23 protein-coding genes and 1 pseudogene are annotated in these 25,731 nt (G+C 72.7%); 15 read left to right on the plus strand and 9 right to left on the minus strand.

Going from position 1 to position 25,731, the window contains the following annotated elements; genetic code table 11:
• Window positions 1–274 precede the first annotated feature (274 nt).
• The 5 genes from ABD832_RS11685 (at window position 275) to ABD832_RS11705 (ending at window position 4,187) form a co-directional block, all read left to right on the plus strand.
• Window positions 275–628, plus strand: coding sequence for a YbaB/EbfC family nucleoid-associated protein (locus ABD832_RS11685; protein WP_344892575.1), 354 nt, complete (start codon window positions 275–277; stop codon window positions 626–628).
• Window positions 629–631: 3 nt separating this feature from the next.
• On the plus strand, window positions 632–1,231 hold the full coding sequence (gene recR, locus ABD832_RS11690; RefSeq protein WP_344892578.1) for a recombination mediator RecR: 600 nt from the start codon (window positions 632–634) through the stop codon (window positions 1,229–1,231).
• On the plus strand, window positions 1,224–1,757 hold the full coding sequence (locus ABD832_RS11695) for a DUF5063 domain-containing protein (RefSeq protein WP_344892581.1): 534 nt from the start codon (window positions 1,224–1,226) through the stop codon (window positions 1,755–1,757). Before recR ends, ABD832_RS11695 begins: the two co-directional genes overlap by 8 nt.
• A 91-nt stretch (window positions 1,758–1,848) precedes the next feature.
• Window positions 1,849–3,123, plus strand: a complete 1,275-nt coding sequence (locus tag ABD832_RS11700; protein ID WP_344892584.1) for an aspartate kinase — start codon at window positions 1,849–1,851, stop codon at window positions 3,121–3,123.
• A complete protein-coding gene (locus ABD832_RS11705; RefSeq protein WP_344892587.1) occupies window positions 3,120–4,187 on the plus strand; it encodes an aspartate-semialdehyde dehydrogenase in 1,068 nt (355 codons plus the stop codon). The genes ABD832_RS11700 and ABD832_RS11705 overlap by 4 nt, the downstream gene beginning before the upstream one ends.
• A 107-nt stretch (window positions 4,188–4,294) precedes the next feature.
• On the opposite strand, the gene ABD832_RS11710 is transcribed toward ABD832_RS11705, so the two are convergent.
• Complete coding sequence (locus tag ABD832_RS11710; RefSeq protein WP_344892590.1) at window positions 4,295–5,029, minus strand: hypothetical protein; 735 nt, start codon at window positions 5,027–5,029, stop codon at window positions 4,295–4,297.
• A 1,169-nt stretch (window positions 5,030–6,198) separates the two neighbouring features.
• On the opposite strand from ABD832_RS11710, the gene ABD832_RS11715 reads away from it, so the two are divergent.
• Together ABD832_RS11715 and ABD832_RS11720 are read left to right on the plus strand one after the other, a co-directional pair.
• Window positions 6,199–6,819 (plus strand): TetR family transcriptional regulator, encoded by a 621-nt coding sequence (locus ABD832_RS11715; protein WP_344892593.1) that lies wholly within the window; start codon window positions 6,199–6,201, stop codon window positions 6,817–6,819.
• An 81-nt stretch (window positions 6,820–6,900) separates the two neighbouring features.
• Window positions 6,901–7,668, plus strand: coding sequence for a bestrophin-like domain (locus tag ABD832_RS11720; protein ID WP_344892596.1), 768 nt, complete (start codon window positions 6,901–6,903; stop codon window positions 7,666–7,668).
• A gap of 66 nt (window positions 7,669–7,734) precedes the next feature.
• Here ABD832_RS11720 and ABD832_RS11725 read toward each other — a convergent pair whose 3' ends face one another.
• Window positions 7,735–8,991: a hypothetical protein gene (locus ABD832_RS11725; RefSeq protein WP_344892599.1), complete on the minus strand. Its 1,257-nt coding sequence runs from the start codon at window positions 8,989–8,991 to the stop codon at window positions 7,735–7,737.
• A gap of 202 nt (window positions 8,992–9,193) precedes the next feature.
• Between ABD832_RS11725 and ABD832_RS11730 the strand changes: the two genes are divergently transcribed.
• The 3 genes from ABD832_RS11730 (at window position 9,194) to ABD832_RS11740 (ending at window position 12,132) form a co-directional block, all read left to right on the plus strand.
• Window positions 9,194–10,162 carry an LLM class F420-dependent oxidoreductase gene (locus tag ABD832_RS11730; protein WP_344892602.1) on the plus strand — a complete coding sequence of 323 codons (969 nt, stop codon included), beginning with the start codon at window positions 9,194–9,196 and terminating at the stop codon, window positions 10,160–10,162.
• Window positions 10,163–10,166: 4 nt separating this feature from the next.
• The gene (locus ABD832_RS11735) at window positions 10,167–11,585 is read left to right on the plus strand and encodes an amidase (RefSeq protein ID WP_344892605.1); all 1,419 of its coding nucleotides are present in this window, start codon (window positions 10,167–10,169) and stop codon (window positions 11,583–11,585) included.
• A 196-nt stretch (window positions 11,586–11,781) separates the two neighbouring features.
• Window positions 11,782–12,132, plus strand: coding sequence for a YkvA family protein (locus tag ABD832_RS11740; RefSeq protein ID WP_344892607.1), 351 nt, complete (start codon window positions 11,782–11,784; stop codon window positions 12,130–12,132).
• Here the strand turns inward: ABD832_RS11740 and ABD832_RS11745 are convergent.
• Both ABD832_RS11745 and ABD832_RS11750 read right to left on the minus strand, forming a co-directional pair.
• A complete protein-coding gene (locus ABD832_RS11745; RefSeq protein ID WP_344892610.1) occupies window positions 12,113–13,309 on the minus strand; it encodes an amidohydrolase family protein in 1,197 nt (398 codons plus the stop codon). The genes ABD832_RS11740 and ABD832_RS11745 overlap by 20 nt on opposite strands.
• Before the next feature lie 232 nt (window positions 13,310–13,541).
• Window positions 13,542–14,282 carry a tyrosine-protein phosphatase gene (locus tag ABD832_RS11750; RefSeq protein ID WP_344892613.1) on the minus strand — a complete coding sequence of 247 codons (741 nt, stop codon included), beginning with the start codon at window positions 14,280–14,282 and terminating at the stop codon, window positions 13,542–13,544.
• Window positions 14,283–14,328: 46 nt separating this feature from the next.
• Between ABD832_RS11750 and ABD832_RS11755 the strand changes: the two genes are divergently transcribed.
• On the plus strand, window positions 14,329–15,027 hold the full coding sequence (locus ABD832_RS11755; RefSeq protein ID WP_344892616.1) for a hypothetical protein: 699 nt from the start codon (window positions 14,329–14,331) through the stop codon (window positions 15,025–15,027).
• Between the two features lie 184 nt (window positions 15,028–15,211).
• Here the strand turns inward: ABD832_RS11755 and ABD832_RS11760 are convergent, their stop codons facing one another.
• Window positions 15,212–15,481 (minus strand): hypothetical protein, encoded by a 270-nt coding sequence (locus ABD832_RS11760; RefSeq protein WP_344892619.1) that lies wholly within the window; start codon window positions 15,479–15,481, stop codon window positions 15,212–15,214.
• Between the two features lie 160 nt (window positions 15,482–15,641).
• Window positions 15,642–16,625 (minus strand): SURF1 family cytochrome oxidase biogenesis protein, encoded by a 984-nt coding sequence (locus ABD832_RS11765; RefSeq protein ID WP_344892622.1) that lies wholly within the window; start codon window positions 16,623–16,625, stop codon window positions 15,642–15,644.
• 217 nt (window positions 16,626–16,842) lie between these two features.
• Here ABD832_RS11765 and ABD832_RS11770 point away from each other — a divergent pair, with 217 nt between their 5' ends.
• Window positions 16,843–17,508 (plus strand): VC0807 family protein, encoded by a 666-nt coding sequence (locus tag ABD832_RS11770; protein ID WP_344892625.1) that lies wholly within the window; start codon window positions 16,843–16,845, stop codon window positions 17,506–17,508.
• A 227-nt stretch (window positions 17,509–17,735) separates the two neighbouring features.
• On the opposite strand, the gene ABD832_RS11775 is transcribed toward ABD832_RS11770, so the two are convergent.
• A complete protein-coding gene (locus tag ABD832_RS11775; protein WP_344892627.1) occupies window positions 17,736–18,257 on the minus strand; it encodes a winged helix-turn-helix transcriptional regulator in 522 nt (173 codons plus the stop codon).
• A gap of 1,050 nt (window positions 18,258–19,307) precedes the next feature.
• Here ABD832_RS11775 and ABD832_RS11780 point away from each other — a divergent pair.
• Window positions 19,308–19,427, plus strand: a pseudogene (locus tag ABD832_RS11780) (TetR/AcrR family transcriptional regulator); the annotation flags it as partial.
• A 39-nt stretch (window positions 19,428–19,466) separates the two neighbouring features.
• Complete coding sequence (locus ABD832_RS11785) at window positions 19,467–19,865, plus strand: hypothetical protein (RefSeq protein ID WP_344892630.1); 399 nt, start codon at window positions 19,467–19,469, stop codon at window positions 19,863–19,865.
• Window positions 19,866–19,898: 33 nt separating this feature from the next.
• Here the strand turns inward: ABD832_RS11785 and ABD832_RS11790 are convergent, their stop codons facing one another.
• A complete protein-coding gene (locus ABD832_RS11790) occupies window positions 19,899–20,213 on the minus strand; it encodes a hypothetical protein (protein WP_344892633.1) in 315 nt (104 codons plus the stop codon).
• A gap of 136 nt (window positions 20,214–20,349) precedes the next feature.
• Here ABD832_RS11790 and ABD832_RS11795 point away from each other — a divergent pair, with 136 nt between their 5' ends.
• On the plus strand, window positions 20,350–21,810 hold the full coding sequence (locus ABD832_RS11795) for a DUF7059 domain-containing protein (RefSeq protein ID WP_344892636.1): 1,461 nt from the start codon (window positions 20,350–20,352) through the stop codon (window positions 21,808–21,810).
• Between the two features lie 317 nt (window positions 21,811–22,127).
• On the opposite strand, the gene ABD832_RS11800 is transcribed toward ABD832_RS11795, so the two are convergent.
• Window positions 22,128–25,391 carry an AfsR/SARP family transcriptional regulator gene (locus ABD832_RS11800; RefSeq protein ID WP_344892639.1) on the minus strand — a complete coding sequence of 1,088 codons (3,264 nt, stop codon included), beginning with the start codon at window positions 25,389–25,391 and terminating at the stop codon, window positions 22,128–22,130.
• Window positions 25,392–25,731 lie beyond the last annotated feature (340 nt).

Genomic DNA, 25,731 nt, shown 5'->3' on the forward strand with positions numbered 1-25,731 from the left:
CCCGCAACCGTTTCGGCCGAACAGGGCGTGCGAAGGGTGAGTGAACGATCGCAACGTGTGTGCAACGTGCGGCCCGTTAGCTTGCCGATCGCGCGTCGCCGTGTGCGGCCGCTCCGGCGGCGCGCCGTCGGGTCCCGGACGTCTGGAGGGGGGCCGGGGCCCGACAGAGGTTTATCCCCTCCTCCCCGGGAAGGCGTGTGGCCTCCAGTACAACACCGGGCCCGGACCCCGTAGGCTCGTGACGACCGATGCCACGGACGAGGAGCACACCACGGTGAACCCAGGGGATGTCAACCTGCAGCAGCTGCTGGAGCAGGCACAGCTCATGCAGCAGCAGCTTGTGAGCGCCCAGCAGGAGCTGAACGACGCGGAGGTCCAGGGGACCGCGGGCGGCGGCCTGGTGGTGGCCACCGTCAACGGCGGGGGCGAGCTGCTCGAACTCAAGATCAGTGCCGAGGCCGTCGACCCCGGCGATCCGCAGGAGACGGCCGACACCATCGCCGACCTGGTCATCGCCGCCATCCGTGACGCCGTGCGCGCCGCGGCCGACCTTCAGCAGGAGAAGCTCGGTCCCCTGGCACAGGGGCTGGGCGGCGGGAGCGGGCTCGGCCAGCTTCCCGGGTTCTAGGTCATGTACGAGGGGGTCGTCCAGAACCTGATCGACGAGCTGGGCATGCTGCCGGGCGTCGGTCCCAAGAGCGCGCAGCGCATCGCGTTCCACCTGCTGGCCGCGGAGCCGGCCGACGTGAAACGGCTCGCGCACGCGCTGCTGGAGGTCAAGGACAAGGTCCGCTTCTGCCGGGTCTGCGGCAACGTCGCCGCGGAGGAGGAGTGCCGGATCTGCCGCGACACCAGGCGCGATCTCCACGTGATCTGCGTCGTCGAGGAGTCCAAGGACGTCGTGGCCATCGAGAAGACCCGCGAGTTCCGGGGCCGCTACCACGTGCTCGGCGGGGCGATCAGCCCGATCGACGGCATCGGCCCCGACGACCTGAACATCCGGGACCTCATGACCCGCCTGGCGGACGGCCAGGTCACCGAGCTGATCCTCGCCACCGACCCCAACCTCGAGGGGGAGGCGACGGCGACCTACCTCGCCCGTCTGGTCAAGCCGATGGGACTGAAAGTGACACGACTGGCCAGCGGTCTGCCGGTAGGCGGTGACCTCGAGTACGCCGACGAGGTCACCTTGGGCCGCGCTTTCGAAGGAAGGAGGCTCCTCGATGTCTGACGACCCATGGAGCGCTCTCGCGGAACGGATCGCCGAGCACGCGGAGAACTACATCGACGGCCTGACCCGCCTGGCGGGCGGCGAGGGCGGTGACGCCATCCTGCCGCTGCTGCTGGTGGAGGTCGGCCAGGTCAGCTCGGCCGGGGCGCAGCTCGGAGCGAGCCGGGACGTCATCCTGTCGGGCAACTGGGAACCGCACCTGGGCGAGGACCCGGACGTCGACGCCGTCCGCACGGCGCTCGCCGAGCGGCTGGGCCCCGTCGACGACTACGCCGAGGTCTTCGACCCGTACAAGGACACCGTGGTCACCCCCTACCGCCTGTCCGACGACCTGACGGCGGTGGCCGCCGACCTGCTACACGGCCTGCGGCACTACAAGGCCGGCCGGCCGCTGGAGGCGCTGTGGTGGTGGCAGTACTCCTACTTCAACACCTGGGGCAACCACGCCGGAGCGGCGATGCGGGCACTCCAGGCGCTCGTCGCCCATACGCGCCTGGACGTGGCCGAGGAGCGCACAACCGTCTGATCGTCCACATGCTGGGCTAAATCACGAGCCCCCCGGTAGGGCGCCAGTAGACTGTGAGCTCCACAGCCCTAGATTGCTTCGGAGACATCTCGTGGCGCTCGTTGTTCAGAAGTACGGTGGTTCGTCCGTCGCCGACGCGTCCTGCATCAAGCGGGTCGCCCAGCGGATCGTCGCGACGAAAAAAGCCGGCAACGACGTCGTGGTGATCGTCTCGGCCATGGGCGACACCACGGACGAACTGCTCGACCTCGCCCAGCAGGTCTCACCGCTCCCCCCGGGCCGCGAGCTCGACATGCTGCTCACCTCGGGCGAGCGCATCTCGATGGCCCTGCTGGCGATGGCCATCGCCAACCTCGGCCAGGAGGCGCGCTCCTTCACCGGGTCCCAGGCCGGCGTGATCACCGACTCCTCGCACGGCCGCGCGCGCATCATCGACGTGACGCCCGGCCGGATCCGCGGGGCGCTCGACGGTGGCCAGATCGCGATCGTCGCCGGGTTCCAGGGCGTCTCCCAGGACACCAAGGACATCACCACCCTCGGCAGGGGCGGCTCCGACACCACCGCGGTCGCCCTGGCCGCCGCCCTGGACGCCGACGTGTGCGAGATCTACACCGACGTGGACGGCGTCTTCACCGCCGATCCCCGCATCGTCCCGGCGGCCCGTAAGATCCCCAGGATCTCCTACGACGAGATGATGGAGATGGCGGCCTGCGGGGCGAAGATCCTGCACCTGCGCTGCGTCGAGTACGCTCGCCGCTTCGGCCTGCCGATCCACGTCAGAAGCTCGTTCAGCAGCAAGGAAGGCACGTGGGTCGTCTCCGACCCCGACAGCGAAGGAAAAGAGATGGAGCAGCCGATCATCTCCGGCGTCGCGCACGACCGGAGCGAGGCCAAGATCACTGTTGTCGGGGTGCCCGACAAGGTCGGTGAGGCTGCGACGATCTTCAAAACGCTCGCCGACGCCGAGGTCAACATCGACATGATCGTGCAGAACGTGTCGGCGGCCACGACCGGCAGGACGGACATCTCCTTCACGCTGCCCACCAGCGACGGCTCGACGGCGCTCACCGCACTGAAGAAGATCCAGGAGCGCATCGGCTTCGAGTCGCTGCTCTTCGACGACCAGATCGGCAAGGTCTCGCTGATCGGCGCGGGCATGCGCTCGCACCCCGGCGTGACCGCGATGTTCTTCGCCGCCCTCGCCGACGCGGGGGTGAACATCGAGATGATCTCCACCTCGGAGATCCGCATCTCGGTGATCGTCGGACAGGACGACGTGGACACGGCGGTCGGCGCCGCGCACCGCGCGTTCGACCTCGACGCCGACCAGGTGGAAGCCGTGATCTACGGAGGTACCGGACGATGAGCCGCAAGCCGACCCTCGCCCTGATCGGCGCCACCGGTGCCGTCGGCACCGTGATGCGCGACATCATCTCCGGCCGCGACGACGTGTACGGCGAGATCAGGCTCGTCGCGTCCGCCCGCTCGGCCGGCAAGGTCCTGCGGGTCCGCGACGAGGACGTCGTCGTCCAGGAGCTGACCCCCGAGGTCTTCGACGGCGTCGACATCGCGATCTTCGACGTGCCGGACGAGGTCTCCGCGACGTGGGTGCCGATCGCCGCCGGGCGCGGCGCCGTCGTCATCGACAAGTCCGGCACCTTCCGGATGAACCCCGAGGTCCCCCTGGTGGTGCCGGAGGTCAACCCGGAGGCGGCCAGGACGCGTCCCCTGGGGATCATCTCCACCCCCAACTGCACGACCCTGTCGATGATGGCCGCGATGGGCGCCCTGCACGAGGAGTACGGTCTGAACGCGCTGGTCGTCGCCTCCTACCAGGCGGTCTCGGGCGCGGGCGTGGCCGGTTCGGCCCGCCTCTACGACGAGGTCGAGGCGCTGGCGGGCGACCGGACGGTCGGGCAGAGCGCCGGGGACGTGCGCAAGGTCCTGCAGAACAAGCTGGGGGACGCCGAGTCGCCCTTCCCGGCGCCGGTGGCGTTCAACGTCGTGCCGTGGGCGGGCTCGCTCAAGGAGGACGGCTGGGCGTCGGAGGAGCTCAAGCTCCGCAACGAGTCGCGGAAGATCCTCGGGATCGCCGACCTGAAGGTCTCGGCGACCTGCGTCCGCGTCCCCGTGATCACCACCCACTCGCTGGCCGTGCACGCGACCTTCGAGCGTGAGATCACGGTCGCCGACGCCCACCGGATCCTGGAGGCCGCCCCGACCGTGGTCGTGATGGACGACCCGGCCAACGGCGTCTTCCCGACCCCGGCGGACGTGGTCGGGACCGACCCCACCTACGTGGGCCGGATCCGCCAGGCGCTCGACTTCCCCAACACGCTCGACCTGTTCGTCTGCGGCGACAACCTCCGCAAGGGCGCGGCCCTGAACGCGGCGGAGATCGCCGAGCTGGTCGCGGCCGAGTTCGCGTGACCTCCCGGCCGTGCGGCGGCACCCGGCGCCGCCGCACGGCCCTCACGTGAGGCACACGGCTCGCGGGAACGAGCGGGCCGGGGTGGGGCGGCGTGTGTCGGCGCGGGTCAGCGGAACAGGATGTCCCAGTGATCCGCCTCGCGGGCGTACAGGGGTTCTGACGCTCCCTCCTCGCCGTACAGGCGGGCTCCGTCGCCCCGCACCCCCTGCTTCGGGTGGTTCTTCTTGATGTACCGGTTGATGCATGCGTTGGGCTTGATGTCCAGTTTGTAACCGGCGAAGTGGCTGTACGGCCCCGGGGCGTGGCCCACCTCGGTGCCGCCGGTGACCACCAGGCGGCAGCCGCTACGGCGCTTCAGGTCGATGGCGCTGGAGATGGTGCCGCTCCGCACGGCCTGCAACGAGGTGCAGTTGCGCCCCTGGCGGTTCGAGCACCCTCCCGAGGAGGTCCAGCGCAGGCCCGCCTGTCGCAGCAGCTGCTCGGCATCGGTCTGCTGGAGCCGCAGGGAACGCTGCCGTTGGACCTGCTGCGCCTCGGAGGCCGGGGCCTCGGCCGGTTTCCCGGCGGCGGTGGCGGCCTTCCCGGCGGCCGTGGCGGTGGTCTTTTCGCCGGTCTTCGCGGTGGCCGTGGCGGCGGTGGTCCCGGTGGTCCCGGTGGTCTTCGCGGTGGGTTTGCCGGTGGTCTTCGTACCGGCCGTGCCGGTGCTCTTCGCGGGAACCTTCGTGCCGGTCTTCCCGGCACTCTTCGCGGCGCTCTTTCCGGTGGCCTTTGTGGTGGCCGTGCCGGTGGTCTTACCGGCGCTCTTGCCGGGGACCTTCCCGGCGGCGGGCGGCTCCTTCACCGGGGCCGCGGGGGGCGGGGCCGCGGGGGCCCCGGGGGCCGCGGCCGGCCCGCCCTGCCGCGCCCGGGACGTCCGAGCCTGCGCGGTGACCGGGACGACGGCCGGTCGTCGGTGCGACGGGGCGCTCCCTGCGGGCGGTGTGCCCCCGGTGGCCGTCCGCCGGTCGGGTGCGGTCGCGCCGGAGGGCGCCTGTCCGCGCGGTGCCTGCTTCGCGGCCGGGGGGACCTTCCGTTCCGGCGAGGAGGTCTTCGGCGCTCCGCCGCCCGCGCGCGGCACGGCCCCGTCGCTGCCGGGCACGCCCGTCCGGGCCACGGGTTTGGACCGCCTCGTCCGGCCGGGACGATCCGGCCGGTTCGACCGGTCCCGGCGGTTCCGTGCCGATGTGCGGGGAGCCGCCGATGTGCGGGAAGCCGCCGATGTCCGGGGAGCCGCGAGGGAGGACGCGGCCTCTCCCCGCTGTCCTCCGTGCCGGACGGCCGCCTGGCGGTACAGTTCCGATGACCGGTACCGGGCCGCCTTCCACGGGCCGGTCGCGTACGGCGCGATGGACAGCGGTCCGCGGCCGTCCGCCGCGCCCGAGGCCGGGCGGCCCCGGGCCACGGTGCTGTCCGGCGCGTGTCGGCTCTCCGCGTTCGCGTCCGCGTCGGGGGTCGACGCGATGACGGCTATCTGCAGAGCGAGCAGTGTTCCCGTGATGAACCGGGTAGCCCGCCGTCTACAGGGACGTATCCCCATTTATGTATCCCTTGTCGCGGGAGCCCTTCCACCAAATGGATCAATCCCACTTCCGAAGCCGGATGATCCCTCCCGAAGAGCGAATTTTGCCCGGTAATGGCGATCATCGTGCGGGTTGATGACCTGGTGAGGCCGCAGGCGCACGGGACCCGGGACGACGGGGGATGCCGAGGGCCGGTAGCCCGGGGGATGGGACGGGCGTGGCGGGCAGAGGGTGACGTGGCAATCACCGATATCAGTGGCGGGGGCGATGTGACGCGCTTAGGGTCGTTCACAAGGGCTGCTCCCGGATGGCACAGGACGGATGACCTAGGGTTCGTCCCGTGGAGAGATCAGCCGAGCCCGTCTGCCAGTGCTGACCGACAGGTGACAAGCGCCCTATGACCGAGCCGACCCCGAGAACCCGTGGATCAGACAGGACCCGTGAGGTCATCGTGGAGACGGCCCTGCGGCTCTTTCGCGAGCGAGGGTACGAGGCGACCACGATGCGGGCCATCGCCGCCGAGGCCGGAGTGTCGGTGGGCAACGCCTACTACTACTTCGCCTCCAAGGAGATCCTGGTCCAGTCGTACTACGACCGCGCGCAGACCGAGCACGAGGCCGCGTGCGAGAAGCTCCTGGCCACCGAGCGCAGGTTCGCCGCGCGGCTGGAAGGGGTGCTGCGGGAGTGGGTACGGGTCTCCGAGCCGTACCACGAGTTCGCGGTGAAGTTCTTCAAGCACGCCGCCGAGCCGGACAATCCGCTCAACCCGTTCAGCGCCGAGTCCTCGCCCTCCAGGGAGGCGTCGATCGGGATCTACCGGCGGGTCGTGGAGGGCTCCTCCGACCGCATCGACGCCGAGCTCAGGGCGGAGCTGCCCGAACTGCTCTGGCTGATGTCGATGGGCGTCGTGCTGTTCTGGGTGCACGACCACTCCGAGGGATGCCGCAGGACGTACCGCCTCATAGAGCTCACCGTGCCGCTGGTCGACCGCCTGGTCGGGCTCTCGCACCTGCCCGGCCTGCGCGGGGTCGCGCGTGACTTCATCGCGGGGCTCCACGAACTTCGCGAGTGAATCCGGGGAGAATCCCAGGAAGAACCGTATCCGACTGATTACCCTGAGTGGTCGGTTCGATGACGGGTTCAAGGGAGTCCCATGGGTTGGGTAGCCGTGCTGGTGGTTCTGTCCGTCGCGCTCACGCTGATCGTGTTCCGCGTTCTCAGGAGAAAGGGACGGGAGGACGAGGAGCACGGGGCGTCGTCCGTCGGCTTCTCGGCCAACCTCGCCCTCGCCGTCTACCTGCTGGTGCTGGCCTACGCGGCCGTCCTGTGCAGGGACGGCCTGTCGGTCACGGAGGCCGACGTCCAGGCCGAGGCCGAGAGCCTCACCGAGATGTACTGGGCGGTGGCGCCCATCCCCGAGGCCGCGCCCGTCAGGACGCAGATACGGCAGTACACCGCGCAGAGCATCGATCTCGACTGGCCGCTCATGGCCGGGAAGACCATGTCCCCCATCCCCGGGCAGACGCTCGCCGACGCGCGGACCACGTTGCTCCGGCTCCGGCCGGTCGGCGACGAGGGCAGGAACCTGCAGCAGGACGCGCTCGACAGGGCCTCCGAGATCGCGCACGCCCGGATCATCAGGGGTGACGACGCGGGCACCGGTCTGGAGAGCATCTTCGTGATCTCCCTGATCGTCTCCGGCCTGCTGGTGATCGCCCTGCCCTGGACGCTCGGGGTGCGGCCCTCGTCCTCGTCGATCATCGCCGATGTGGTCCGGGTGAGCGTGGTGGTCATCGGCGTGTGCTTCATCATCCTGATCAGCCACCCGTTCAGCGGTCTCGGCGCCGTCGGGCCCGACGCGTTCCAGGCCGCGCAGCGGGAGTACGACCACATCGACGGGCGCTTCCCGGCCCAGCCGTGACCGGACGCGCCCCGCGCTCTCCGGGCCCGCGGGAGGATCGTCTCCTCCCGCGGGCCCGGCCGGGCACTACCTGTGGGCTCTGCCGTTGAGGGCGGCGACGGCGGTCACCGAGATCACGCCGGTGAACATGACCACCAGGACCAGCGTGCGGTCGGTTCCCTTGCGCCGCGCGGCGTAGCGGTCCAGCACCAGCCGCTGCCGTACCAGAGGGGGCAGCGAGGGCGTCCGGGCCGAGGGCCTGGGGCGGGGTGTACGGGTCCTGGACGGCGCCGGGGTGGCGAAGGCCTCCGGGACGACCGAGACCGGCGCGGCCGGGGGCACCGGTACGGGCCGGGACGGGGTCGGCGCGGGCGCGGAGGATCGCGAAGCGGAGGACGAGGGGGACGGGGAGGGCGCCGGCGGCGCCACCGTGGGAGGCCCCGGCTTCGGCTCGGGCTTCACCTCGGGCTTCGGCCCGGGGACGAGGCCGGGTCCGGGGCCGGGTTCGGGGCCGGGCTTGAGGTCGGGCTTGGTGTCGAGGTCGGGCTTGAGGTCGGGCTTGAGATCGAGGCCGGGCTTGGGGTCGGCTCCCGGGGCGAGATCCGGTTCGGGTGCGGTGACGGCCGGTCGGTTCGCGACGGCGCCCTTCCCGGCCTGGTCCCGCCCGGTCCCGCTTCTCCCGGTCAGGCCGTCCACCAGATCCTTCACGGGGTCGCCGACCAGATCCTTGAGGGGACCGGCCGGTCGCTTTCTCCACGGGGGATGTCCCTGCTCCCCCGTGGAGAAAGCGACCGTCCCTGCGGGCGCGACAGGGTGGCCGGGTCCGGGCCGCGTCCCGGGGGCGGTGGCGGGCCGTCCAGGCTCCCCTTCCGTCCGGGACGGCCGCCGTCCGGCGTCCGGGTGCGAGAGGTCGCCCGCCACCCGCGACGACGTCCCGCGGCGGGCCGGCCTCATCCCCGCACCCGCCTCCGTGCCGCGCTCCGCCCGCGACGCCGTACCCCGCCCCGGCTCGTGCCGGCCCGCCTTCCGCTCCCCCGCGTGCCCGGCGTCCGGACCGGCCGTGCCGTCCGGACCGGGCGTGCTCCCCGGGACGGGCGCCGGGAACGGGGGCACCGCGACCGGCCGCCCGGCGTGCCCGGCCCGTCCGACGTACCGGGTGACCTGCGGGCGGGGCGGTCCGGTGCCGTCCCCGGCCCGGGAGACCGGGGCCGGGACCGCCGGGCCGGGGAGGGCCGCGGTCGAGAACAGGGGGGCCGCCCCGGCCAGCAGGGGGACCGCCACGCAGGTCGCGAGACCGGCCGCGCTGAGCAGGCCACGCCGTTGGTTCCTCCGCCGATGCTTCATCACCCGACGTTTCTAACATCATACGGAGAGTGATGGGACGGTAAGCGGGCGGTCCGTTCTCCGTATCGGATCGGTCGTCATACCGTCCGGTTGGTACGGTGATCCCCTTGACGTCCCCCGGAGCGGGTGCGGCAAGCTGGACCAGAATGTCGTTCTAGGGAGGGAGCTCCCGGACGGCGACCACCGACCGGGAGGCGGCACGATGACCACGGCCCCACGCTGGGGGATGACGATCCCCTTCTACGACCGTTCACTGGCCGACTCCAGGGACCTGGTCGGCGAGCTGCCGGGGCTCGGGTACACCGACGCCTGGTCCGCCGAGGTCAACGGCGTCGACGGCTTCGTGCCGCTGGCGATGGCCGCCGAGTGGGCCCCCGGCCTGCGGCTCGGCAGCGCGATCGTCCCGGTCTCCACCCGCGGTCCCGGTCTGCTCGCCATGTCCGCGGCCACCCTCGCCGACCTCGCCCCCGAACGCTTCGTGCTGGGCATCGGGGCCTCCTCCCCGGCCATCGTGGAGCGCTGGAACGCCGGGGAGTTCGTCAAGCCCTTCGCCAGGACGCGGGACACGCTGCGGTTCCTGCGCAGCGCCCTGGCGGGCGAGAAGGTCACCGAGCGGTACGAGACGTTCGAGGTCAAGGGCTTCAGGCTGGAGCGGGCGCCCCGGATCCCGCCGAAGATCGTGCTGGCCGCGCTGCGCCCCCGGATGCTGCGCCTGGCCGCCGAGGAGGCCGACGGTGCGATCACCAACTGGCTCTCCCCGCAGGACGTGCGCACGGTCAGGGCCGAGATCGGCCCGGAGACCGAGCTGATCGCCCGGCTGTTCGTGTGCGTCAGCGAGGACGCCGCGAAGGTGCGCGAGCTCGGCCGCCGGATGCTCGCGGGGTATCTCACCGTCCCGGTGTACGCGGCCTTCCACGACTGGCTGGGACGCGGCGAGGTGCTGCGGCCGATGCACGAGGCCTGGGCGGCCGGTGACCGCCAGGCGGCGCTCAAGGCCATCCCGGACGAGGTGGTGGACGAGCTCATCGTGCACGGGGACGCCGCCACGTGCCGGGCCAGGATCCGGGAGTATGTGCGCAACGGCCTGAACACCCCCGTCCTCGCCCCCATCCCCGGCGGCGAGGTCTCGATCGCGCAGGCCGTACGAGATCTGGCCCCCGCGAAGGAGTGAGGCGTTGTCGCACGAGGTGCTGAGACTGGACGCGACCGGGCAGGCGCGCGCCGTACGGGAGGGGGAGGTCTCGGCGAGGGAGCTCGCCGAGGCGGCGATCGCCCGGATCGAGTCCCGTGACGGCACCGTCAACGCGGTGGTGCACCGCAGGTTCGAGCGGGCCCTGAAGGAGGCGGACGACGTCGTGCCCGGCGCCCCCTTCGCGGGGGTGCCGACGCTGCTGAAGGACCTGGGCTGGGCCATGGAGGGGGAGCCCTACCGCGCGGGCTCGCGCGTCCTGGACGGGATGACGACCAGGCGGGACGGGTACGCGGTGGCCAAGCTGCGCCGGGCGGGCTTCGTCGTGCTGGGACGCACCAACACCCCGGAGTTCGGGACCGCGATCACCACCGAACCGGTGCTCTCCGGTCCCACCCGCAATCCCCACGACCCGCGCTACAGCAGCGGGGGGTCCAGCGGCGGGTCCGCCGCCGCCGTGGCGGCGGGCATGGTCGCGGTGGCCGCGGCCAGCGACGGCGGCGGGTCGATCCGGATCCCGGCGAGCATGTGCGGGCTGGTGGGGCTCAAGCCGAGCAGGGGCCGTGTCAGCTCCGGTCCGTCGGCGGGCGAGCCCTGGGCCGGGTTCTCGGCCTCCGGCATGCTCTGCCGTACGGTCAGGGACGGCGCGGCGACCCTCGACGTGATCGCCGGGACGATGCCGGGCGACCCGTACGGCGCGCCGGCCTGGCGGCGCCCGCTCGCCGAGGAGGTCGGCGCCGACCCCGGGCGGCTGCGGATCGGCTTCCTGACGGCGCACCCGGACGGGAGCGCCCCGCCCGACGCCGACCTGGTGACCGCCGTCACCGGGGCCGCCGGGCTGCTGGAGGCGCTGGGCCATCACGTCGAGCCCGGGGGGCCTTCGGCGCTCGCCGACGAGGACTTCGCCCGGCACTTCGGCACGATCGTGGCCGCGCATGTGGCCGCCGACCTGGACGAGGTCGGACGCTGGCGCGGCAGGCCGGTGGAGCTGGAGGAGCTGGAGGAGCGCAACCGGATCCTGGGCGCGGCGGGCCGGGGGCTCGGGGTGGTCGGCTATCTGGCCTCCCGCGACTGGATCGACGCCTTCCGGCGGCGGATGGCCGCCTGGTGGGAGGCCCACGACCTGCTGCTCACGCCCTCCCTGGGGGTGGCGCCGTTCCGCCTGGGCTGGCTGCCGCCCGGCGACGTCAGCACCGCGCCGGGCCGTACCCGTCGCGCGGTGGCGTTCACCTCGCCGGTCAACGCGACCGGGCAGCCCGCGATCTCGCTGCCGCTGCACCGCACCGCGGACGGCCTGCCGGTGGGCGTGCAGCTGGTCGCCGCCGCGGGGCGGGAGGACCTGCTCGTCCGGGTGGCCGCCCAGATCGAGGCGGAGCGTCCCTTCGCGCACCCGGCGTCGGCCTGACGGACAGGCCCGGCACCTGACGGCGACCTGCCCGGCACCGGGCCGACGCGCGCCCGGCGCCGGCCTGACGGCTCGTTTCCCCGGGACGCCGCAGGTGACGCGCGCTCCGGGAACCCGCCGGGGAAGTCACGCGTTATATCGTGAAACGGCGGGGTAGTACGCCGCCAGGCGAACGTGCTTCCAAGGAGGACTTCCCATGGTGAAGGCGGCGCGCGCGGCGCAGGTGTGGCGGACGTACCGGAGTGTGTCGCAGCCGGGTTCCCCGGGGCTCGGCGACCGGCTCAAGGCCCTGCCCAGGATGATCGGCGCGGTCATGCACGGGCAGTACCCGGGGATGAGCAAGGGCAAACTGGCCATGATGGGCATGGGCGTGCTCTACATCGTCTCCCCGGTGGACGTCATCCCGGAGTTCTTCCTGCTCCTGGGGGTGGCCGACGACTTCGGGGTCTTCCTGTGGCTGATGGGCTCCCTGCTCGGCGAGGGCGGACGCTACGTCGACTGGGAGCGCGAGCAGGTGCACCGGAGCGTCACAGTCGCTCCATCCTGAGCCAGGCCCGCGAGGGCAGCGGGTGGCCGAACAGGCGGGCGGCGTTGCCGTAGGCCACCCGGGCGATGTCGGCGGGCGGCAGGCTGCCCAGGTTCGTCGCGACGGCCTGCTGGGTGTCGGGCCAGGTGGAGTCGGAGTGCGGGTAGCCGCTCTCCAGCAGCACGTGCTCCAGTCCGACGGCGAGCCGCACGCCGGACAGCGCGTGGTCGTTGAGCGTGCCGAAGAAGAAGTTCCTGCGCAGGACCTCGCTGGGCTTGAGCCCGCCCTCCCACGAGGCCTCGCCCGCGACCGGGTGGTCGAGCGCGTAGTCGGCCCGCTCCGCCAGCATCGGCAGCCAGCCCACGCCCCCCTCGACGATGAGGATCCGCAGGGCGGGGAAGCGCAGCGGGATGCCCGACCAGAGCCAGTCGGCGCAGGCGAACATCGCGCTCGCCGGCATCAGCGTGGTGATCGCCTCGATCGGGGTGTCCGGTGACGGGACCGGTGCCCAGGAGCCCGCGCCCGCGTGCAGGCAGATCACGGTGCCGGTCTCCTCGCAGGCCTGGAAGAACGGGTCCCAGTGGTCGCCGTGGATGGACGGCAGACGCAGCCGGGTGGGGAACTCCGGGAAGAGCACCGCCTTGAACCCGCGGGCCGCGTTGTCGCGGATCTCCTTCGCGGCCACCTCGGGGTCGGTCAGCCAGGGCAGCTGCAGGGCGATGATCCGCTCCGGGTAGGTGCCCGCCCAGACCTCCACGTGCCAGTCGTTCCACGCGCGCATGACCGACAGGCCCAGCTCCTGGTCGCGGGTCTTGGCGAAGACCATGCCGGCCTGCCCGGCCAGCATGCCGGGGAAGCAGAGCGCGGCCCAGACCCCGGCGCGGTCCATGTCCTCGATCCGGGCCTCGACGTCATGGCAACCGGGACGCATGTGCTCGAACCGGACCGGGTCCAGCGTCCACTGCTCGCGGGGCAGACCGGCACCCACGTCGAGCCCGGCGCACGGGTAGGTGGCCCCGCCGTAGCGCCAGACCTGGTGGCCGGAGTCGGTCTCGATCACCTTGGGGGCGAACTCGGCGTACTTCTCGGGCAGCCGGTCGTCGAACATGTCGGGCGGCTCGATCAGGTGGTCGTCGGCCGAGATGATCACATAGTCCCGCCGCCTCGGCTCGGGGTCGGGGAGCAGCGGCGTAGTCACGCGGTCAACCGTATGACGCTGGAATAACACTCATCAAGCCGCAAGGTCTCCGCTTGGTATCTCTGTCCTTCTCGCGAGGACCCCGCGAGCCTTCTCGTGAGGACCCCGCGGGGCCCCGCGAGCCGTCCCGCAGGCCCGCCGGAGGTCCCCGGGACCACCGCACGAGAAGGCGGCGGCCCCGGGGGGACGGGCCCGCCGGAGGGTGCTGCCCGTGGCGGGCCCTGATCGCGCACTACCCGGAGATGTCCCGGATATCGGGATCCTCCAGAAGATGCCTCCTGAGAGCGGGCACGAGACCGTCGTCCATCCCGAGGGCCCGCGCGCAGTAGTCCGGCACCGGACCCAGCTCGGCCAGGAACAGGCGCATCGCCTCGGCGGGCGCGTGGCCGTATCCGTCCCAGGGCAGCGGCTCGCCCGGGTGCTCGCGCTCCCAGTACGCGACCATCTGGGATCTGGCCAGCCCGGTCAGCGCGTAGTCGTCGACCACGTCCTCCTCGGGCACCCCCAGCAGCCGCAGGACCAGCGCGACGAGCACCCCCGTGCGGTCCTTGCCCGCGGCGCAGTGCACCACCACGGGCGCGTTGTCCGCGTCGGCGATGACCCGGAGCGCGGTGGCGAGCTCGGCCCGCCCGTCCCGGGACACCTCCAGGTAGCGGTCGGCGAAGAACCTGGCGATCCCGGCCTCGGGGCTGTAGTCGTCCCGGATGTTCCAGAACCGGTGCTCGACCGAGAGGTTGTGGTAGCGCGGGCCCTGCGGGGCCCGGCCGCGGCGCTCGATCTCCTCGGGGTGGCGCAGGTCGATCACGGTGCGCACGCCGAGCGCGTGGAAGCGGTCGAGGTCCTCGCCGGAGAGCAGGTGCAGGGAGGCGGACCGGTACAGCCGCCGCCAGCGCACCCGCAGCCCCTCGTCCGTCCGGTAGCCGCCCACGTCGCGGAAGTTGTGCAGCCGCGCGAACTCGATATGCCGGGTCACGCCCCCTAACCTATTCAACGGCGGGTATCGGGGACGGGGGCGGCGGATGCGCGTGGTGGTTCCGGCACGACAGGACGTGCCCTTCTGGGTCCGCCTGGCGTTGTTGTTCGTGCTCGCCCTCTCCACGGTGATCGTCCACCTCAACCAGGCGCCCGTGCTGCGCCCGGCCGAGGAGCTGATCTCCGACCTGCGGGCCGGCGGGGTGAGCAAGGTGGTCCACGACCGCGACTGGCCCGCCTACGGCACGCTGACCTGGTCCCACGGGCCGCTGTCCTGGACCCAGGCCCGCTTCGACCAGCCCGACGACGTCTGGGACCCGGAGACCACCCGGCTGGACCGCGAGGCCCTGCAACGCCGCCAGGAGGCGTTCCTGGCCCGGGTGCGCGCCGCCGCCGACCCGTCGGTGGAGATCGTGCGCACCGAGGGGTTCCGGGGAGCCGCCCTGCTGGCCGGCTCACCCGCCTACGAGCGGTGGTGGAAGCCCTTCGCGCCGGTGGCGGTGACGGCCGAGGCGCTGACCTGGCTGCTCATGCTCGCCCGGCCGAACCCGCGCTACGCCAGCCGCTGGGCCTGGTTCTGGATGTTCCTCACCGGCGGCTCGCTCCTGTACGTCCTGCTGGAGCCGCACCCGCTGTGGCGGGGACCGCAGGAGATACCGTCACCCGCGCCGGAGAGGCTCGACGGGACACGGGGGTTCGCGATCGCGGTGGCGGTCCTGTTCGGGACGGCGATGGTCAACGCCTGACCGCGGTGTACCGGAGGGCTCGGTCCCGGTGGCGGCGCGGCCGTCGATGGGCCGCCGCCCCCGACGAGAGGAGCGGCGGCACCGCGGCCGGGGTGGCGGCAGCGGAGCCACCCCGGCCGCGCGATCGACCGGCCTCGTCACGGGACCCGTCCGGACCCGCCCGGACGGGATCGTGCCGTGGCGATCAGCTCCCGAAGATCAGGTACAGGTCCCAGCCGCCGTTCTTGGCCTGGCACCGGTACTCGTCGGCCCCGCCGGGGTTGTGGGGCCACAGGTACTCCTCGCCCACGGCCACGCACTCGGCGTGGACGCGGTAGTGGCCGTGGTACTGCCAGTAGTCCATCGCCTTCGCCGTCGTGCCGGCTGCGGCCTGGCCGGCCGGCGCGGCGGACGCCACGCCACCGGTGAGCGCCAGGGCCGCGGTCGCGACCACTCCCACCGCCAGCACACGCATACGGGTTCTCACTGGAAGACCTCCCTGGGGTACGGCCATCGTTGATCCATTCATTGAATGGAAGATTCCGTTACCCCGCAAGAGGCTGGACCGTTACATCGGAAAGGGCTTTCCCGGGAGGGAGGGCGACGCGCGGGAAAGGCCCCGGACGGGCACTCTCCTACGGCACCGGAGACGTCTCGGACACGGAGTCCCGGCCGGTTCCCCCGGACGCGGGACCCTGCCCCGTCCCGGCGTCCCGGCCGGGCCCAGGCCCGTCAGAACCGGAACCGGAACCGGGAGCGGGACCGGGACCGGGAGCGGGACCGGAGGCAGGGCCGGAGTCGGAGGCCGGACCGGAGCCTGAGGTGGAGCCGGGGCCGGGGCCGGAACCAGGGCCGGTCGGTGTGGCGGCCGCGGCCTTGAGGTCGGCGGCCTCCCTGCGGATCAGCAGTGCCCAGCCGCCGACCGCGACCCCGATGAACAGCCACCACTGCACGCTGTAGGCGAGGTTGAGCCCGCCTCCCCCGCCGACGTCCGGCGGCGGGACGGGCGCGGGCGCCGAGGCCGCCCTGGGCGTCTGCTCCACCAGCTCGACGTACCCGCCCAGGAGCCGGTACGGCAGACGGCGGCCGATCGCCGCGGTGTCGATCAGCAGCACCTGGCCCTCGGGCAGCCCCGCCCGGTCGCGGATGCCCGAGCTCTCCTCGGACTCGGCGGGACGTAGCCTGCCGGTGACAGTCACCTCACCCGGGGGCGGCGGGGGCACCGGGGGGACGGAGTCTGCCGTGGCGCCCGCCTTGATCCAGCCCCGGTTCACCAGCACGCCGGTGCCGTCCCCGGCGACCAGGGGGGTCAGCACGTAGAAACCGACCATCCTGTCCTGGGTACGGCGCCTGACCAGGAGCGACGCGCCCGTGTCGTACGTCCCCCGGGCCGTGACGGCGCGGTGGCGGTCCCGGGCCGCGACGGTACCGCCGGGAGAGGTGAGCTCCCGCACGGGGACCGCGGGGGCCGTGAGGTTGGCGGTGGTCCGGTCGCTGCTGGCGGACCGTTCCTCGAAGCGCCCGAACTGCCACTGGCCCAGGAACAGGAAAGCGGGGATGACCAGCAGCACCACCACGTGGAGAGCCAGCCATCGGGGAGTCAGCAGGAACCGGTACACGCACCCAAGGGTAGGCACCGCGGGCACCGCCCCGTCCTTCGCGTGGGCCTTTGGGGCGACCGGGTGTGCCGTAGGGCGTAGTAGGGTGCCCGGAATCGCTGGATCGTTGGATGTCATGGAAAGGTTCGCCGGACACTCCGGACATCACATACGGTCGGGTGAGATCTCCCCCGGGACGTTCCATCACCTCCGGAGTCCGCCCCTGATGACCGTGCTCATGTCCGCCCCCGTGACTCCGCTCGTCCTTCCCCGTATCGGCCCCCTGCTGCGGCACGCCGCCCCCAGGGTGTTCGAGAGCATGATCCTTCCCGTCCTGGTCTTCTACGTCGCGCTGCTCTTCGCCGACGCCGGTGTCGCGCTGGGCGTGGCGGCGGCCTGGGTGTACGGAGGGGTCGCCTGGCGGCTGGTCAAGGGCGGCGAGGCGCCCGGCACGCTGCTGCTGGCGGCCGGCACGATCACGGTGAGGGTGGCGCTGGCCGTGGCGACCGGCAACCCCATCGTGTTCTTCCTGCAGCCCTGTCTCGGCGTGTTCTGCGTGAGCCTGGGCTTCCTGCTCACCGCGCCGTTGCGGCGGCCGCTGATCCGGCGGGTGGTGGCCGACCTGGTGCCGCTGCCCGACCACGTGACCGAGCACCCGCGGATGCGGCGCTTCTTCGTACGGCAGTCGGTGCTGTGGGGGTGCGCGCAGCTGCTCAACGCGGTGCTGAGCCTGTGGCTGCTGCTGAGCCAGAGCCTGCAGACCTACCTGGTGGTGCGCACCTCGGTGGTCGCGGTGCTTCTCGGCGGAGCGGCGCTCGTCTCGGTGCTCAGCTTCCGGCACTGCCTGCGCAGGCTGGACGACCTCGCACCGCGTCCGGCGGGCGCGGAGCCCCTCGCGGCGTGACCCCCGCCGACGGGCCCTTCCCGGTGTGACCCCTCAGGGCGTGACCACTCAGAGCATGACCCTTCAGAGCGTGACCACTCAGAGCGTGACCACTCAGAGCGTGACCACTCAGAGCGTGACCACTCAGAGCGTGACCACTCAGAGCGTGACCACTCAGGGCATGACCCTTCGGAGCGTGCCCCCTCGCGGCGTGGCCGCCGCCGACGGGCCCCTCGGAGCGTGATCCCTCACGACGTGACCTCGGCGGACGCGCCCGCCGGGGGCAGGGCCGGGGCGGCGCGCAGCCCGGGGCCGGGAAGCGCGGTGACCTGCCTGGGGCCGGCGACCTCGTGTCCCTCGGCGCAGCGGAAGTACTGCCCGATCGGCGCGCCGCAGTCGCGGTGGGTGAGGAGCACCGGCGGGCCCTCGCCGTCGCTGAGGTACCGGTCGCCCCACTGCATCAGGCTCACCAGGATCGGATAGAGGTCCAGGCCCATCTGGGTCAGCCGGTACTCGTCGCGCTGCCGCTGGCCGGGTTCGCGGTAGGGGACCTTGCGCAGCAGTCCCGCCTCCACGAGCCGGGTGAGCCGGGCGCTGAGCACCTGCCGGGGCGCTCCGGTGGCGAGCTGCATGTCGGCGAAGCGCCGCACACCGGCGAACGCCTCGCGCAGGACCAGGAACGTCCACTTCTCCCCGACGACACCCAGGGTGCGTTCGATCGAACAGTTCTCCAGCCGCAGGGGAAAGCCGCCGGGTGTCACCTCGTTCATGTGCGCATCGTAGGTCGCCATCACAGCCACCTCCAATTGTCGCTAAGTCTACTTGACATACTCAGGACTCGTCGCGGAACTCTGAGTCATGTGCGAACTCAGGCGGTGTCCCGCGTTACCCCCGCCGACCGGGCGGCCCCCGAAGGTGCCGATAGACGGCCGTCGTGCACCGGCCGGCCATGGGACGACGGCGAGGTGGCCGGACCGTAACAGGCGACGGCACCGGTGGGAGCGTGACGCCCGCGTCGCAGGCCCGGACGACCGCGCCGGGGGAGGTGACGACCGTGCCCAGACATGACGATCGCGTCCGGGGACGTGACGACCGTGCCCAGGGCGGCCGTGGAGATCCGGCCGCGCGCCCCCGAGGACGAGGACGGGTCCGCCGCTTCCTGGCCGGCCTGTCGTCCCCGCACCCGATGCGCCGTTCTGCGCCGAGAGTGCAGGGGCCCCCACCCCTGAGCGCCGGGTTCGTCGTGGCGCTTCCTGGCGGTGGACGGGCGATCGCGACGCGCTGCTTTCGCCCGTGCACGGGGACTGCTCGTCGCCAAGCCATGAGCTCACCGGGGACAGGAGGGACCGACTCGAGATCGGGGGGGGGGGGGGGGGGGGGGGGCCGTGGTGGTGAAGGCGACAGAGTGGCAGGGGGCATGGGGCTCGGCTCCCGCCTCCGTCCGAGCACGCTGATGCGCGGGCCGCGGCCAGGGGCGCCACGACGGTGGGGATGACGTGCTCGGACAACCGCACGGTGCTGGCGATGATCCGCGGCATCTGGCCGGCACGCGCCCATGCGCGATCACTCCTCGGGCACGGTGGAGGTCCCCCGCGTCCAATGGCTGAGCGTGCCGGGGCCGGCGACGGGTCGGGTCGGGGATGTGGCGATTCAGTCGGCCGCGACCGGGAGGATCCGGGGCGAGGGCGCGGTAGCCACGATCACGACGGTACGATCGACGTGGGTCCACGCCGTTTCCCGGGAGTTTGCGGACAAGGTTTCTGTTTACCCCACTCATTGGACGTGAAGACCGCCAGAACGCCGTATGACGAGCCGCCCGGATCGTCGAGGGTGCCCTCCGCCGGTTCAGCCAGGACGGGGTCTCGGCCACCACGCTGGCCAGCCTCCGCGAGGAGAGCGGCGTCAGCGTCGGCAGCTTCTACCACCACTTCGCCAGCAAGGAACACGTCTTCGGCGTCCTGTACGCCGAGACCCTGAACATGTACCAGGAGGCGTTCCTGGCCGAGCTGCAGCGCCACGAGGGTGCCAGGGACGGCATCGAGGCCATCGTCGCGCTGCACATGTCCTGGTGCGGCGAGCACCGGGAGCGGGCGCACCTGCTGATCAGCGAGCGGCCGCCCCGGCGTGAGGAGCCGGGCGGCACCGAGGTGTCGGAGTCGCGCAGGGCGTTCTTCCGGAAGGTCGCCGACTGGTGGCGCCCGCACATGAAGGACGGGCTGCTCCAGCCCGTCCACCCGACGATGTGCTACGTGCTGTGGCTGGGACCGGCCACCGAGATGTGCCGCCTGTGGTTCGCCGGGGCGCACCAGCCCACGTCCGAGGAGATCGCCGGCCTGTGCGAGGCGGCCTGGCAGAGCCTGCGGCAGCAGGGGGCCTGACCCCCGCCGGAACGTTCCCGGCCGGAGCCGGGATCAGTGGGCGCCCACCAGCCGGCGCGTCCCCGTCGGCACCCGCCAGACCGCCTCGTCCAGCGAGATGTCCAGCCGCAGGTCCTCGCGCCGCCGGCGCAGGCCGGGGACGCGCACCCGGTCGGAGACGTCGAACCCGCCGTGCCGCGCGTAGCCGAACCCCAGCTCCCCGGTGAAGACCCGCAGCTCGTCCCGGTTCCCGCACCGCGGGCAGGTCCAGGCGACCACGTCCTTGCCGCGGTGGTAGTCGTGGCAGGCGCGGAAGTACTCGTCGGGCCGGAAGCGGGACTCGCAGGCGAAGCAGGGGATCAGCATCATGGATCCTTTGGAACGGGTGACGCGGTCATACAGGAGTACTCCCTGGCACTTGAGCCGCGCTTGCAGACCGCTTGTCCGGGTGGGTAACGGTCTCGTCACCGCGTCGTGCGGACGCGCCCGGTGCGAGGATTGGCCGGTGAACGATCTGCCGATCCGGCTCAGAGAACTCCTGCTCGAAACCGGCTACACCATCGACGGCGTCCGGGCGCGCCTCGGCGACGTCGCGGCCGGCGCCCTCGCCCGCGAGGAGACGGTGCCCGCCCTGCGCGCCACCGCCGACGGCGACCCGCTGGGCACCCTGATCCGGCTGTGGTGGCTCGGCGTCCCCGTCGACGGGCGCGCGGTTCCGGCGGGGCCCGCGGGGCCCTCGGTGGAGGAGCTGGCCGCGGCGGGCCTGGTCCGGGCCGAGGACGGCCGGGTCACCTCCACGGTGCACCTGCAGCCCTGGGAGACCGGCGGCCACCTCGTCTCCGACCGCAAGGTCAGGCCGGGTGACCCGGCCCTGCGCCCGGACCACGTCGTGGGCGCGGGCGGCGCGTCGGCCAACCTGGCCCAGCTCGCCTCCCGCCGCCCGGCCGGGCGGGCCCTGGACCTCGGCACCGGATGCGGGGTGCAGGTCCTGCACCTGGACGGCAGGGCGGAGGAGATCACGGCCACCGACGTCAACCCGCGCGCCCTGGAGCTGGCCCGCCTCAGCTGGGCGATCTCCGGGATCGACGGGGTCGACGCGCGGCAGGGCTCCCTGTTCGAGCCCGTGCAGGGCGACCGCTTCGACCTGGTGGTCTCCAACCCGCCGTTCGTGATCTCCCCCGCGGGACGGTTCACCTACCGCGAGTCGGGCCTGCGCGCCGACGACTTCTGCCGCGAGCTGGTCCGCCGGGCACCGCGCCACCTGGCCCCCGGCGGGACCTGTCACCTGCTGGCCAACTGGCTGCACGTCGCCGGCGAGGACTGGCGCGACCGGGTGGGCGGATGGCTCACCGGGACCGGCTGCGACGGCTGGGCGGTCCAGCGTGACGTCCAGGACCCCGCCGAGTACGTGGAACTGTGGCTGCGCGACGCCGCCGAGCAGGGTACCCCGCGCCACCGCGAGCTCTACGACGACTGGCTGGCGTGGTTCGAGGCCGAGAACGTCACCGGGGTCGGCTTCGGCTGGATCACGCTGAACGACTCCGGGAGCCTCGACCCGGTCGTCCGGGTGGAGGAGTACGCCCTGCCGGTGGAGCTTCCGGTCGGCGGATACGTGGACCGGGTGCTGGAGGCGGTCACCACGGCGCACCGGCTGACCGACGCCGAGCTGCTGGACGCCCGGCTCGCGCTCGCCGACGGGGTGGTGGAGGAGCGGATCGGCCCGCCCGGCGCCGAGGACCCGGCGCGGATCGTGCTGAGGCAGACCGCGGGGCTGTGCCGCAGCGTGCGGGTCGGGACCGTCGAGGCCGCCCTCGCGGGCGTCTGCGACGGCGACTATCCACTGGGCCCGCTGCTCGCCGCGATCGCGGAACTCACCGGCGAGGACCCCTCCGACCTGGGGGCCAAGGCTCCGGCGGCGCTCCGCCCGCTGATCGCGGAAGGGTTTTTCCACATATCCACAGGGTGACCGTCCACAGGCTGTGGATATCGCGGCTAACGCCTGGCAATCGAACGTTGACCGCCACCGGGCAGTCTGTTCGTCGTGGGGCACGGACCCGGGGGGTGAGGGGTCCGTGCCACGTTCGGCCGGCCGTCCCAGTGAGGCGGCCGATCCGCGGGCGACGTACCGGACAACCGGGCCCCCTACGCGTCGCCCGAGGTCCAGACGGCCGGCCGGACGCCCACGCCCATCGGGGGCCGTACGGCCTGACGTCAAGGGAAGAGCCGTTGATCAATCACGTCTGGATGACACGTCTCGACGACGACCTGTACGACGACCTGCAGTCAGCGCTCGACCCGATCGTGCTCGACCCCGTCGTGCTCGATCCGGCCGTGCTCGACGCGGTCGCGCTCCAGCAGGAGGCGCAGGTCCTCGGCCTCGGGCGCGCCGAGCCTGGTGAACAGGTGGTGGGCCCGCTCCAGGCAGTCGCGGCCCCGCCCGGCGTCGGCGGCGTCGGCGCCGACGGCACCGCCGATGGCCTTGCCGAGCACCCATAGGGCCTGTGCCTCGCCGTAGGGGTGGCCGATCTCCCGGCTCACGGCCAGCGCCTGCTCGGCGTAGCGGACCGCGTCGGAGAAGCGGCCCGCGTGGATGAACGTCTCGGCCAGCCGGGAGCAGACCCGTTGCTCCCAGACCCGCTGGTCGCTGGCGCGGAAGAAGGCCAGGCACTCGGCGTGATGGTGCACCGCCTCGTTGAGCCGGCCGACCCGCGACAGGATCATCCCCAGGTGGTAGCGGGCCCTGGCGGTGCCCGCGCTGGAGCCCATCTCGATGAACAGCGCCAGTCCCCGCTCGGCGGCGGCGATCGCCTCCTCCGGCTGGCCCAGGAAGAGGTGGTCGCGGGCGGAGTAGCTGAGCGTCAGGGCCTCCCCGCCCCGCGCTCCGGCCCTGCGGAACTCCTCGCGCGCCGCCTCGAACCAGGCGAGGGCCTCCCCGTGCCGCCGCATGCGCCCGGACACGACGGCCAGCGCGTTGAGCGCCTCGCCGGCCACGATGCGGTCGCCCCCGTCCGACAGCTCCAGCGAGAGCCGGAACTCCCTCTCGGCCTCGGTGAGCCGGTTGGCCCCGAACAGCACGCGTCCCAGCACGTACCGGCAGCGCAGCTCGCAGGGGACGGCGTCGAGCTTGCGCGCGACGGCCAGCATCTCCCGGGCCCGGTTCCCGAACTCGCGGACGTGGCTTCCCGACTCCAGCAGCGGTTCCATGGCCAGCAGCAGGTCGGCGCCGGGCAGCAGCTCGCCGGGATCGTCCGTGCAGATCACCTGGGCGATCGCGGCGAACAGCGACTCCGCCTCCACGGCCAGCCAGGCCACCGCCTCGTCGGCCGAGGAGAAGACGCGGCCGGTCTCGCCGACCTCGATCCGGTCGGCGACCGTGCTGCCCTCGTAGGCCAGGCGGTGCGCCGAGCGCGCGGAGGCCAGGTAGAACTCCAGCAACCGGCGCAGGGCCTTCTCGCCCTCGCCGCCGATGGTCACGCTCACCTCGGAGCCGCGCCGCCCGCCGTGCTCCACCTCGCCCCCGGCGCAGCTCTCCTCGGTCGCGTCGGCGACCCGTTCCGCGGTACGGCGGGCGAAGAGCTTGAGCAGGTCGTGGAAGCGGTAGCGGCCGGGGGTGGGGGCCTCCAGCAGGCTGGCGTCCACCAGGGACTCCAGCAGGTCCTCGGTGTCCATCGGGTCCAGGTCGAGCAGCGCGGACGCGGCCTGCACCGAGATGTCCGTCCCGCCGGGCAGGGAGAGCAGCCGGAACGCGCGGGCCTGGGCGGGGGCGAGCTGGCCGTACCCGAGGGCGAAGGTCGCCTCCACCGCCAGGTCGCCCACCCGCATCTCGTCCAGGCGGCGGCGCTCGTCGGCCAGCCGGGCCACCAGCGAGGCGACGGTCCAGGACGGCCGGGAGGCCAGCCGGGCGGCGACGATCCGTACCGCGAGGGGCAGGAAACCGCAGGCGGCCACCACGTCCATGGCGGAGCCGCGCTCGGCCCCCACCCGGTCCGCGCCGGCGACCGTGCCGAACAGCGCGAGGGCCTCCTCCGGCTCCATGACGTCCAGGTCGACCAGCCGGGCCGAGGCCAGGTCGGCGAGCTTGCCGCGGCTGGTGACGATCGCCGCGCACCCGGTCGAACCGGGCAGGAGCTGGCTCACCTGGGCCGCGTCGCGGGCGTTGTCCAGCAGCACCAGCATCCGCCGGTCGGCCAGCAGCGAGCGGAACAGCGCCGACCGCTCGGCCAGGCCGTCGGGGAGGGCGTCGCCCGGCAGGCCGAGCGCGCGCAGGAAGGCCGCCAGCACCGAGTCGGGCGCGGCGGGCTCCTCGCCGTACCCGCGCAGGTCGGCGTACAGCTGCCCGTCGGGGAACAGGTCGTGCACGGTGTGGGCGACGTGCACGGCCAGGGCCGTCTTGCCCACGCCGCCGATACCGGAGATGGCCGCCACCGGCACGCCCTCGGAGCCGTCCCGGGCCGACAGCAGGGTGCGCAGCCGGGCGATGATCTGGCGGCGCCCGGTGAAGTCGCTCGCGGCGGCGGGGAGCTGCGCCGGACGTGGCAGCTCCGCGATCGGCGACGCGCGTCTCGCCTCCGCTGCCGCCCGGTCCGCCGACGTCGCCCGAGGACCGTCCTCGCGGTCCCCGGAGGCGCGTCGTGCCGCCGTCCCCGGCGTCCCCGACGTTCCTTCCGGTTCGGGACGGCGGGACGCGCCGCCGTCGCGGGCCCCACGGGCCTCGTCCGTACGGCCCGCCGGGGCGGACGCGGAACGGCCGGCGCGGGCGGGCATGAGGGACGGGTCGTCGTTGAGGATGCTCCGGTGCATGCTCGTCAGGTCGGGGCCGGGCTCGATGCCCAGCTCCTCGATCAGGGTGGCGCGGGTGTCGGCGAAGGCCGCCAGCGCCTCCGCCCTGCGCCCGCAGCGGTAGTAGGCCAGCATCAGCTGGGCGCGGAGCCGCTCGCGCAGCGGGTGGTCGCCGACCAGCGCGATCAGGTCGGACAGGACGTCGGCGTGCCTGCCCAGCTCCAGGTCGAGGTCCATCAGGACCTCCAGCACGTTCATCCGGCGCTCGGTGAGCCGGCCGCGCTGGTGCTCGGCGTAGGGGCCGACCGCTCCCGCCAGCGGTTCGCCGGTGTGCAGCGCCAGGCACGCGCGCAGGCTCTCGGCGGCCCCGGCCAGGTCCCCCGCGCGGCGCGCGGCCTCGGCCTCGGAGACGCCCCGCTCGAACAGCAGCAGGTCCAGGGTGCTCCCGTCCGCGCGCAGCGCGTACCCCCTGCCGACGGAGGTCAGCAGCTCGGGACGGGTGCGCGGGGACCTGCCCGGCTCCAGCACCGAGCGCAGCCGGGAGACGTAGGTGCGCAGCGCGCCGAGCGCGCGGGGCGGGGCGTCCTCCCCCCAGATCGCGTCGATCATCTCGGCCGGGGTCACCGCCCGGCTCTCCCGCAGCAGCAGCATCGCCAGAATGGAACGTTGCAGGGGGGTGCCCAGATCGAGCTCGGTTCCCCCACGCCAGGCCCGGACGGGACCCAGTACGGCGAACCGCAGTCCGTCTTCGCCGTCCTGAACAGCCATTTCCTGAATCTCCGCCCCACCCGGAAGTTTTATGGCCAAATGATAGGTCCTTTCTTGCTTACCCCGCGGGTAGAGGCTTGCTTGTTCTCCCTCCCGTTGATTACACGTTGATCCGTTGTCAAGTCGCACTCGTCATGCTGAGCGTGTCGGGCATGGCCCCTACGGGGGCGGCCATGCCCGGCATGCCGTGACGGTTGTCGAGGCGGGCGCGTGAAACCGGCGACGCGGACGATGCGTATCCCGAAACGGCGGGTACCCGGGGGCGGGACGTGTCCGGAACGGCGCGTGGCCGAGGACGGCGCGTATCCGGGAAGGGGCGTGACCGGGGACCGGCGCGTAT

Source organism: Streptosporangium longisporum (assembly GCF_039534895.1).
GTDB classification, from domain to species: Bacteria; Actinomycetota; Actinomycetes; order Streptosporangiales; family Streptosporangiaceae; genus Streptosporangium; species Streptosporangium longisporum.